Source organism: Stieleria sp. (assembly GCF_041595215.1).
In the GTDB taxonomy this organism is placed as follows: domain Bacteria; phylum Planctomycetota; class Planctomycetia; order Pirellulales; family Pirellulaceae; genus Stieleria; species Stieleria magnilauensis.
In genome coordinates this window covers 1-10,077 of sequence record NZ_JBFHKV010000189.1, presented here as the reverse complement: position 1 = coordinate 10,077, position 10,077 = coordinate 1, and the positions used below count along the sequence as shown (strand labels likewise).

8 protein-coding genes and 1 pseudogene are annotated in these 10,077 nt (G+C 62.7%); 6 read left to right on the top strand and 3 right to left on the bottom strand.

Annotated elements, in window-relative coordinates; translation table 11 throughout:
* The 4 genes from ABX749_RS09815 to ABX749_RS09800 all read left to right on the top strand — a co-directional run.
* Nucleotides 1-1,216: efflux RND transporter permease subunit (locus ABX749_RS09815; protein WP_372895819.1), on the top strand; the 1,216-nt coding region annotated here is incomplete at its 5' end.
* Nucleotides 1,217-1,253: 37 nt separating this feature from the next.
* Nucleotides 1,254-1,478, top strand: coding sequence for a DUF2892 domain-containing protein (locus tag ABX749_RS09810; protein WP_372895818.1), 225 nt, complete (start codon nucleotides 1,254-1,256; stop codon nucleotides 1,476-1,478).
* 16 nt (nucleotides 1,479-1,494) lie between these two features.
* The gene (locus ABX749_RS09805) at nucleotides 1,495-1,827 is read left to right on the top strand and encodes a metal-sensing transcriptional repressor (RefSeq protein ID WP_372895817.1); all 333 of its coding nucleotides are present in this window, start codon (nucleotides 1,495-1,497) and stop codon (nucleotides 1,825-1,827) included.
* Between the two features lie 594 nt (nucleotides 1,828-2,421).
* On the top strand, nucleotides 2,422-3,594 hold the full coding sequence (locus tag ABX749_RS09800) for a hypothetical protein (RefSeq protein ID WP_372895816.1): 1,173 nt from the start codon (nucleotides 2,422-2,424) through the stop codon (nucleotides 3,592-3,594).
* Here ABX749_RS09800 and ABX749_RS09795 read toward each other — a convergent pair.
* Nucleotides 3,569-4,507, bottom strand: coding sequence for a DUF368 domain-containing protein (locus tag ABX749_RS09795; RefSeq protein ID WP_372895815.1), 939 nt, complete (start codon nucleotides 4,505-4,507; stop codon nucleotides 3,569-3,571). The genes ABX749_RS09800 and ABX749_RS09795 overlap by 26 nt on opposite strands.
* 405 nt (nucleotides 4,508-4,912) lie before the next feature.
* On the opposite strand from ABX749_RS09795, the gene ABX749_RS09790 reads away from it, so the two are divergent.
* On the top strand, nucleotides 4,913-5,698 hold the full coding sequence (locus ABX749_RS09790) for an undecaprenyl-diphosphate phosphatase (protein ID WP_145208301.1): 786 nt from the start codon (nucleotides 4,913-4,915) through the stop codon (nucleotides 5,696-5,698).
* A 175-nt stretch (nucleotides 5,699-5,873) separates the two neighbouring features.
* Here the strand turns inward: ABX749_RS09790 and ABX749_RS09785 are convergent, their stop codons facing one another.
* Complete coding sequence (locus tag ABX749_RS09785) at nucleotides 5,874-7,829, bottom strand: hypothetical protein (protein WP_372895814.1); 1,956 nt, start codon at nucleotides 7,827-7,829, stop codon at nucleotides 5,874-5,876.
* 516 nt (nucleotides 7,830-8,345) lie between these two features.
* Between ABX749_RS09785 and wecB the strand changes: the two genes are divergently transcribed.
* On the top strand, nucleotides 8,346-9,527 hold the full coding sequence (wecB, locus tag ABX749_RS09780) for a non-hydrolyzing UDP-N-acetylglucosamine 2-epimerase (RefSeq protein WP_372895813.1): 1,182 nt from the start codon (nucleotides 8,346-8,348) through the stop codon (nucleotides 9,525-9,527).
* 6 nt (nucleotides 9,528-9,533) lie between these two features.
* On the opposite strand, the pseudogene ABX749_RS09775 reads toward wecB, so the two are convergent.
* Nucleotides 9,534-10,077 (bottom strand): annotated as a pseudogene (locus ABX749_RS09775) (NADH:flavin oxidoreductase); the annotation flags it as partial.

Here is a 10,077-nt window from a genome sequence, read left to right as displayed (position 1 = left end):
GCCGCCGGGACCGCCGGTGATGTCGCCACTGGTGGCCGAGGTGTACGGGCCGGACGAGGCCGGCCGCCAGGCGCTGGCGCAGCGTGTCGTGAAGGCATTCGGCGACACCGCGCATGTGGTCGGCATCGACAGCACGCTGCAAAGCGATGCGCCGCGCAGCTTCCTGCGGGTGCAACGCCAGCGCGCCGAGACGCTGGGTATTCCGGTGGCGGCAGTGGCGCAGACGGTGCAGGCCGCGCTGCAGGGCGCCGACACCACCTATCTGCACGACGGGCAATCGAAATACCCGGTGCCGGTGCGACTTCAATTGCCGCTCGAGCGCCAGGTCGGCCTGGACGCCTTGCTGGCACTGCCGATGCGTGCAGCCAATGGAACGCTGGTGCCGTTGTCCGAACTGGTGCAGGTGCACACCGGCGTCATCGACAAGACCTTGTATACCAAGGACCTGATGCCGCTGACCTATGTGATGGGCGATGTGGGCCAGCGCCCGCTGGCCGGTGCCAAAGACGGCACGCACTTCATCGACTCGCCGCTGTACGGCCTGTTCAACATCCGCGGCCATCTGCAGGACGCCGCCTTGCCGGACACCGGTGCACTGGGCGAGTACTGGATCCGCCAGCCCGGTGATCCGTTCCGCGAGTACGCGATCAAGTGGGACGGCGAGTGGCAGATCACCTACGAGACCTTCCGCGACATGGGCGCGGCCTATGGCGTGGGCCTGATCCTGATCTACCTGCTGGTGGTGGCGCAGTTCCGCAGCTACCTGACGCCGCTGGTGATCATGGCGCCGATCCCGCTGACCCTCATCGGCGTCATGCCCGGCCACGCGCTGCTCGGCGCGCCGTTCACCGCGACGTCGATGATCGGGATGATCGCGCTCGCCGGAATCATCGTGCGCAACTCCATCCTGCTGGTGGACTTCATCGACCTGCAGGTCCGCCAGGGCATGGCCTTCAAGGACGCGGTCGTGAGCGCGGCCGCCGTGCGCGCGCAGCCGATCGCGCTGACCGGCCTGGCGGCGATGGTGGGCGCCTTCTTCATCCTCGACGACCCGATCTTCAACGGGCTCGCGATCTCGCTCATCTTCGGCATCCTCGTGTCGACGCTGCTCACGCTCGTCGTCATCCCGGTCCTGTACCACGCGGTAAACCGGCGCCGCATCGAGCGGGCGGCCGACGCGTCGCCCCTCGCGCCCCCGGGGGTCGCCGGTGCCTGAGACCCCCTCCCAGCCTCCATCCTCGAAAGGACGTCCCATGACCGTCGAACGCTACATCCGGGTCTTCGCAGGCCTGTTCATCGCCGTCTCGCTGCTGCTCGGCGCGCCGGCCAGCCCGCTGTTCGTCGGCCAGTGGTTCCTGGCCTTCACCGCCTTCGTCGGGCTGAACCTGCTGCAGTTCGGCTTCAGCGACGCCTGCCCGCTGGGCTGGGTGCTGAGGAAGCTCGGCGTGCCGGATTCCAAGGCGGCCGGGGCGGGCTGAGAGCGGAGCGGACACAATGGCAGGCCCCATCAACCCGGAGCCGAGCGAGGATGGCGCCATGGCCGTGCTGAACGACGAGAAGTACCGCACCGACCTGCTGAACCGGCTCAAACGCGCCGAGGGCCAGTTGCGCGGCATCCAGCGCATGATCGAAGAGGGCCAGCCCTGCCTCGACATCGCCAGCCAGATGGCCGCCGTGCGCAAGGCGCTCGACAGCACCTACGTGCGCATGACGGTGTGCTTCATGGAGCAGGAGCTCGGCGCCCGCCTGGGCGAGGAGGCGGTCGGCCGCGCCCACCTGAGCGAGGTGCTCGGCGAGGTGCAGACGCTGCTGGGCAAGGTGCGCTGACGGCGATGCGGCCACCGTGGCCGGCCCCGGGCCGGTGCGGTTCGCCGGTGTGAACGAGAGGACGACCCCCGATGAGCGAGCAGACCGTGACCGTGCGCCTGGAGCAGGCGCGCGACTACCAGTTCGACATCCACTTCGGCGCCGGCGTGCGGGTGCTGCGCGGCCGTTGGCAACGGCCTGGGCGATTCGCTGCAGTTCGCGCTGCGCCAGCACCGGCAGGGGCCGGAGCCCGTCCGTGCCGTCGCGCGGAGCGTCGCAACCGGCATCCGTGGGCTCAGTGGTCAGTTCATCTTTTCCCAAGCTTTAGCCCAATACCGCCAAGTGATGCGTCGTCTCCTTGTGCTGGGGCCCGTAGGCTCGCGCCAAACGGCTGATAATCAATAGACATCAGCCGGTTCGCGCCAGCGTCCGGGCCTCTTCGTTGATGTCAACTTAGCGGCATTGGGCTAAAGCCTGCCCCCGTTTCCGCTTGCTGAACGCAGCCCGAAGAATCAATGCTGCCGCAGCACGAGGGACACTGACGCCCGAAAAACGTCGCTCTTGACGTCGGGTGGCGGAGTTTGATAGCCCAAGCGAATGAACAATTCCCTTTCCTTGTTGACCCCCCTCCCGTTCGCCGGGCTCGTCGTCGCAATCGCCATCACGCTGGCAGCGTTTCCGCCTGCGATGGCGGATGAGTTGCCACAGGTTGCCCCGCAGACAGAATCGTGTGTCTTGCTTCGCAACGGCAACGTCCTGGTCGGTGCGGTCACCAAGATCGGCGGGACGGTCTGCATCACGCGCAGCGACCAGTCGAAAATCAATCTACCGAGCGCTCAGGTCGAAACGGTGGGGCGATCGCTAAGCGAACTGTACGAATACCGACGCAAGAATCGCTTTGAAGGTGACTTGAAACGCGTGCAAGCGGATGTTCGTTGGGGGTTGCGACATGGGTTGGTGCGAGAAGCTGCTCAAGATGTCTTGGAAGCAAGGTCGCTGGAGCCGTCGAATCCACAAACGATTCAGTTGCTGCGGCAGATCGCAGCGATGCTCAAACAGCAATCCGAGCCCGCGCAACCGCCGACTGCTGACGATCAGCAAACTCCTGCCCTGCGAATGGTCTCGCACGAAACCGTCGTGACCGATGATCGCAGGGACGTCGAACCTGAGACGGCCGCCGAGTCGAGTGGGTTGCCCGAGCGACTGGTGTATGAGTTCACGTCAAGAATTCAGCCGATCCTGATGAATCGCTGTACCAGTTGTCACGCCCGTGACGACCGCAACACGCGTGAGTTTCAAATCCACACCGCACTGACCTCCAAATGGGCTCCGAAGGATGTGGCCAGAGACAACCTGCAAGCCGTGATGAAGTACGTCGACCTGAATGCTCCGGCCAACAGTCTGATCCGTTTGCGAGCTTCCGACGGACATGGTGGCCGACGGCATACCTTTGGCAGCCAGGGGTCGGCCATGATGTCCAACTTGGACCGTTGGCTCGCTCAGCTTCCTTCCGCCCATTCGCCGTCGCAATGGGAGGCTGCGATGGAGCACAGTGCTGGTGCTGAACCGTTGGTTCCGGCGTCACCGCCGCAGCTCGCCGCAATCGATCAAGTCGGCCAGACGGCTTCGGCAACAGGCATTCCTGAATTGCCGGAGACGCTCCAGACGGAATCGGTTTGGAATGCAGGGCCACCGATGACCGAAGCCGCGCCGCGGACTCGACGCATGCCCAAGGTCGAGAACCCTTTCGACCCGGACATTTTCAATCGACGGGTTCATGGTCGCTGATCAGGTCGCTTTCGGCAACGCGTTCGAGGACCAGCACGAACACCGCGGCGCCAACGACCAACGCGATCAGTAACACCAGGCTTCCGTTCCATTCACTCGGCGGGACGACCTGCATGATCCGCTCCTTCATTTTTAGTCCGGCCGTTTCGGCGGTAGGGATCTGCAGCGGCCACAGTTTTTCTACGCTGCCGATCATCAGTCCGACCAGCACCGCCATCGTCTTGTCGCGGTGGTGATCGAGCATCCAGCTCAACAGGCGAGAGAACGCGAGCAGCCCGAACAGGCAGCCGAACGCAAACACGCCGAGCTGGAGGATGGAATCGAAATCGATGTTCAGCTTCACCGTGTTTTTGATCAGTCCTGTGATCGGGTGATAGACGCCCAACAACAGCAGGATGAACGCGCCGCTGATGCCGGGCAGGATCATCGCGCAGATCGCGATGGCGGCCGATCCGAACAGGTAGATCAACGAGTCTCCGCCGTCGGTGGGCGAGAGTCGTCCGACGAGCACCGCGACACCGATGCCGAAGACGCAGGCGGCCAAGCTGGCCGGACCCCAGCGTTTGACTTGCCGTCGCACGATCAGCACGCTGGCCAGAATCATTCCGAAAAAGACGGCAAAGGTCTCCGGCATGTGATGGTCGAACAGCCAGTTGATCAGCCCCGCCAGCGCGACGCTGCCGATCACCACCCCGGCGCCGATCGCAGCCAGAAAGCGAGCATCGACGTATTCCCAAGCTTCTTTCCAGCGACGCGAGAGGACTTGGCCGATCAGGTGAGAATCGACGCGGCTGACCGCATCGATCAGGCGTTGGTAATGTCCCAGCACCAGCGCCACGGTTCCTCCGCTGACCCCTGGCACGATGTTCGCCGCCCCCATACAAAATCCACGCAGCAGATTGATGACGTCCAAACGTATGGAATTCGACGCGAGAGGCGATGCAGCATCCGGTGCGGCGGGTGTGGCGGAGACTTCCGAAGTCGGTTGATTCGTTACAGGCCTCGCATTCGGATCGATGCACTCTGTGTCAGCGTTCTGGTGGTCCGGTGACATGATGGATGGTTCCCTCGTTCGCTGCGGCGATGAATACTGCGGCAACAGTTTGAACAGGATGGTGCGCCGCGAGAAGCGGTCGATTGAGCGCTTTGTTAACTTTGAGTTTTCGGGTAGTGTTTTGTGAGCAGACACTAAAAACGGGGCGGCAAAGGGGTCAGGCCCCAAAAACCAAATGGCCCGAAGGGTGCTTCGCATTTTTGGGGCCTGACCCCTTTTCCATCTGTATCCAAGCCTCGTGAGTAATCAAATGGAACTAGTGGCGTGATCGAGACCATCATCCTGGCCATAGTGCAAGGGATTGCCGAATTCCTTCCGATCAGCTCGTCCGGTCATCTCGTGATCTTGGGGGCGATGCTCAGTGACGCCCAAAGCGAGTCGCCGACGTTGGAGATTATCTTGCACGCAGGGACGCTCGGGTCGATCCTGGTGATTTTCTGGCGTCGCATCTTAGATTTGCTGACCAGTGACCGGCGTGTGATCCCTTTATTGGTTGTCGGAACGATACCGGCGGTGGTGGTCGGGCTGACGATCAAATCTCAATTCGGTTGGATTCTGAAGAACCCGATGCTGGCCGGCGCGATGTTGATCGTGACCGGGGTCATGCTGATTGTGCTGGGTAGGCTGCCCGCTCGCCAACGCGCTTATCGGGACGGTTCGTATTGGGGCGCATTCGTGGTCGGCTGTTTCCAGGCCTTCGCGATTCTGCCCGGGATCAGCCGCAGCGGGTCGACGATTCTGGGCGGCCGGTTGCTGGGGCTGAAAACCGACGATGCGGTCACGTTCTCGTTCTTGTTGGCGATCCCCGCGATCTCCGGCGCGACCGTGCTGGCGATCAAGGACCTGGTGGACGAGGTGCAAGAGGGAGTGCCGATGGATCACTCGATCGTCGAGTTGACCATCGGCGCGTTGGTCGCGTTCGGCGTCGGGATCTTCGCGCTCAAGTGGCTGATCGGATGGAGCCGTCAAGAACGCTTGCACTGGTTCGCCGGATGGTGCATTCCGGCGGGCGTCTTGGTGCTGGGGCTGTGTTTTGCCGGGCTGGTTTAGGCGGCCCGCACGCCAGCGGCGTGCCGATTGAAGCCGTCGTTTGGCCCCGTCGGGGGCGTGTCAGCGTGCGACGCACTCAGGTGTTATCGGAACGGCGCGAGCCGTCCGGTGTCGGCTTGGAAGACCGGAGGGCTCGCGCCCTTCCGCTATCAAGAAGCTTCAAGACGGCAGGCCGCTAGCGGCGTCGTCCGCGTCCGCGTCCTTTGCCCGACGGCGACTTCTTGTGGTTTTCAAGATTATTGTCGACCAGCACGTTGACGACTTCTTGCCACGTCGGAACGACCTTGCGTCGCGTGGGGGTCTCGCCACGCGATTCCGATTCGGGTTCGTCCTGGCGGCTTCGTGAGCCGCGTCGTGGTCGCACGTCCTCGTCGTCCAAGTCGTCCGCGGCGGGGCGATCGTCTTGGTCGGCCGGTTCGGATTCTCGGCTCGATCGACCGCGTCCGCCTCGGCGTCCGCGTCGTCGGCGTCCGCGACGAATCACATCGACTTCTTCGTCGTCTTCGTGGTCATCGTCAAAGGCGGACGAGGGGATCGGTTCGTCGTCGAGATCGTCGTCCAGGTCGGCATCGTCGCGGTCTGAGTCGCCACGTCCGCGGGATTGCGGCCGGGCTTCTTCGGATTCGCCGGTTCCGGCGCCTCGCGATCGTCTGCCACCGCGGCCGCGGCGGCCACGTCGTCGGCGTCGCGTGCCGGACTCTTCGTCCGTTTCTTCTTCGGAATCGTCGGCGTCGAGTTCGACGCCCGTTGCGAATCCATCGTCGACCAATTCGAATTCTTCGCCGTCGGCGGGATCGAATTCATCGCGGCTGATCGTTCGGCGGCGGGATTGTCCGCCTCGCCCGCGGCGTTTGGGAGCGTTTCGGCGTGAATCGTCTCCGTCGTCGCTGCTGATGTCATCGTCGTCGCGGCTGGCGACGGCGTCGGCGGTCTTGGGTTCCAGTTCCAGCGCATCTTCGCTCATCCGCTGACGTTGTCCCCGCCGCCCACGGCGTCCGGACCTTCGTCGCGGGCTTTCCTCGTCTTCCTGTCGGTCGCGGCCGGGCTCAGAGTTGTCGCGATCGCTGCGTTCGCCACGTCCACGCGGTTCTCGCGAAGGCGAGGGCCGATCGTCGTCGTCGGAGTCGTCGCGGTCGTCAAAGTCACGACGGCGTCGCGGTCGCTCTTCACGCGCGGGGGAACGATCCTGGCGGGGCGATTCTTGGGTCGGTGCGGCCACTGCTTCAACCGATTCCGATTCCGGTTCCGAGTCGTCGAGGTCGTCTTCAAGGTCGGAAAAGGAGCGGAACGACAGCGGGTCGGGCGGGTCGACCGGCTTGTTTGTGCTGGACTCGCGTTTCGCCGCTGGCGCTGGATCATCATCGAACGTCCGCGTTGCCGCGGGCGCGACGTGCGGTTCGTCTTCCACGTCGCTCGGCTCGTCGATCACTTCGGGTTCGGGTTCGGGGCCGAGGTCGATTCCCAGGCCGTCGCCGAAGCTTCGCGGGGATTTTTTCGATTTCGACGATGCCGATTCTTTACGAGCCGGTTTGATTTGCATGGGGGCTCGGTGGGGCGGGGGTTCGTCGGTGGCTTCGATCCCCAGTTCGCCAGCCAGTTCGGACCAGGCGCCGCTGTCGGGCTCCGGTTCCGGCTCAAGCGTTTGCTCGGGTTCTTGTTCGGTGACAGAGGCATCGGGCGACGTGGAGTCGGCAAACAGCCGGTCGGATTCACTCACGGTGGCTTCGACGTGAAGCAATTCTTCGACGACGGGCTCTTCTTTGGCGGGGGGGCCGCCGGCGGCGAGTTCGTCGATCCGTGGGTCCTTCGCGCGGGTGCCGAATCCAGGAAGCTGGGTCGAAGCGGTTTCGGCCGTCAGTGCTTGCAACACGTCTTCGGCGGAGGGGTCGTTGTCCACCACATCGGATTCGTCAGGCACATCCGCAACTGCCTCGGCGACCGGGGGCATGTCTCGTGATGCCGGTTCGTTCGACTGTTGGTCGGAAAATCCTGAGGAATCCGACGTCGATGGGCGTTCGTCCTCGTTTTCGGCTTTCGATTCGGCTTTCTTCGTCGTCTCGGATGCTTTGGGGGGTGCGGGCGGACCAGGGGTGCCAAGAAGCTTGGCAAGAAGGTTCCAATTGTCTGACATTCGGTCTAATAATGAGTTGTTTTGGAGGGGCCAGCAGTCAACCAACCCACGCTGCGTGACGGATGTAGGGTTTCCCTCAGAAAAGGAGTCCGATCAACTCGCTCGATGCCCGAAGCACCCACCCAGAATCTGGTCGATGGGTCTTTCACGATGCGACTGTTCCAATGCAAACACGTGTCAGCTTCGGAAGTGGTGTTGGCAGAGCGATTGAGTACTCCAGCGAGTCGTTGTCCGGCAATTCCAGATCCGGCAAACCCAGATCAGGTGCGGATCACCGGTAGCTCGCACTTTCCCGACGGTGTGTATCCTGCCGCTGTCCTCGTAAAAGGGGCTGTCTGCTGTGATTGATGCCCGAATTGGCCGGCCGATTTCAATTCGGTCGGTTCTGTTGACGGACGTAGTCTATATGTATAGCCGCGTACCTCCGGTTTCCCAAGGGGATTCCGGGCCAATGGAGCTTCGGATCACCGATCAATCAGGTATTTCTGCCGTCTTCCCGAGAATCCTCGCTTGCGAATGCCTCTTCAAACCGCCCCGTCCACGTATTCTTCCGAGTCGTCACAAGTCATCCCCCGTCGCCAGGGGCCGCGATTGCGACCGCTGATCGTCTTCGGCACCCGTCCCGAGGCGATCAAACTGGCTCCGGTCGTGCGGGAGTGCCAGTCGCGTCCCAACCAGATCGCTCCGATCGTCTGCAGCACCGGCCAGCACCGCGAAATGCTGGCACAGGTCCTGGGCTATTTTTCGATCACCCCGGAAATCGACTTGGGATTGATGCAGCCCGGACAAACGCTCAGTGGTCTGACGGCACGCTGCCTGGACGCGGTCGATCGGGTCGTTCAGCAACACGAGCCCGATTGCATCGTCGTTCAGGGGGACACCACCACCGTGATGGCCTCGGCGATCGTCGCGTTCTACCATCGGTTGCCGGTCGTGCATGTCGAAGCGGGCTTGCGAACCGGGGACTTGATGGCGCCGTGGCCGGAAGAGTTCAACCGCCGCGTGACCGGGATCGTCACCAGCCTTCATTGTGCCCCGACGAAGCGCAGCGAGTCCGCTTTGCTGGCCGAAGGGGTTCCGCAATCGTCCATCCGAGTCACCGGCAACACGGTCATCGATGCCTTGTTGCACAGCGTCGCCAAAGAACGCGCCGACGATGCCCGATGGCGGCAGAAGTATCCGATGGCGTTGGCCGACCGCGTTGTCTTGGTCACCGGCCACCGACGCGAAAACTTTGGCGGCGGACTGCAGCAGATCTGTGCCGCGCTCTCGCATTTGGCCACCTGTCATCCCGAGACCGAATTTATCTATCCCGTTCACATGAACCCGAACGTGATGGGCCCGGTTCATGAACTGTTAGCGGACTCAAACAACATCCATCTGCTACCGCCAGCCGACTACCCTGAATTCGTTTGGCTGATGGATCGGGCCACGTTGGTGATCACCGATTCCGGCGGCGTTCAAGAAGAAGCACCGTCGCTGGGCAGTGCGGTGCTGGTCACGCGGACGAAAACCGAACGCCCCGAAGCGGTCGAGGCCGGTCTGGCGGAACTGGTCGGAACCGATCGTGATCGGATCATCCGCCGGGCCAGCGAATTGCTGGCCGAGCCCAAACGCAGCAGCGGAGCCAAGGTGATCGACAATCCCTACGGCGATGGAAAGGCTGCCAAACGCATCGTCGATTGGATGCTGGAGTAGAAGTTTTCAGCCCTTCTTCAGTTCGAGCAATTCTTTCCGCTGGGGCAGGTTTTTGTAGTACGGATCCAGTGGGTAACAACCGCTGATGATGCCTTTCCTCGGTGCGGTCGTGCAGTCGCTGAATGTGCGGCAGACCTTCTTCCTGGCCAGCTGGGTGCCCGCGAGGACATCGGCGGGAAGATCCGGATACGAAAGCACCATGCGGCCGAGTCCGATGGAATCGGCCAGCCCGTCGCGGATGACGGCTTGCGCCACGTTGGGCAGCCAGTCTTGCAGATAGGTGTACCCCGATCCGACGACGAACATCTGCGGAAAACGCTTCTTCAGTTCGGCGGTGGCCTCAATCTGACGGTCCACCCCGATCAATGGGTCTTCCGGCGGCTGGTATCCGTCGCTGGGGGGAAAGAAGGCCGGGCGTTGCAGGTGCGGTGTGTAGTAGGGGCTACCCGCAGTCGTGCAAATTAATTTCATTCCAAGCGACTGCATCAATTCCAGAAACTGAATCGGTTCGGACAATTCCACACCGTCGCCGCGTGAATTGGACCCGAAG

Excerpts from the sequence above, each read along its gene's own strand:
- ABX749_RS09785 (WP_372895814.1), bottom strand. The coding sequence starts at position 7,829 with ATGTCAGACAATTGGAACCTTCTTGCCAAGCTTCTTGGCACCCCTGGT.
- wecB (WP_372895813.1), top strand. The coding sequence starts at position 8,346 with ATGCCTCTTCAAACCGCCCCGTCCACGTATTCTTCCGAGTCGTCACAA.
- ABX749_RS09805 (WP_372895817.1), top strand. The coding sequence starts at position 1,495 with ATGGCAGGCCCCATCAACCCGGAGCCGAGCGAGGATGGCGCCATGGCC.
- ABX749_RS09810 (WP_372895818.1), top strand. The coding sequence starts at position 1,254 with ATGACCGTCGAACGCTACATCCGGGTCTTCGCAGGCCTGTTCATCGCC.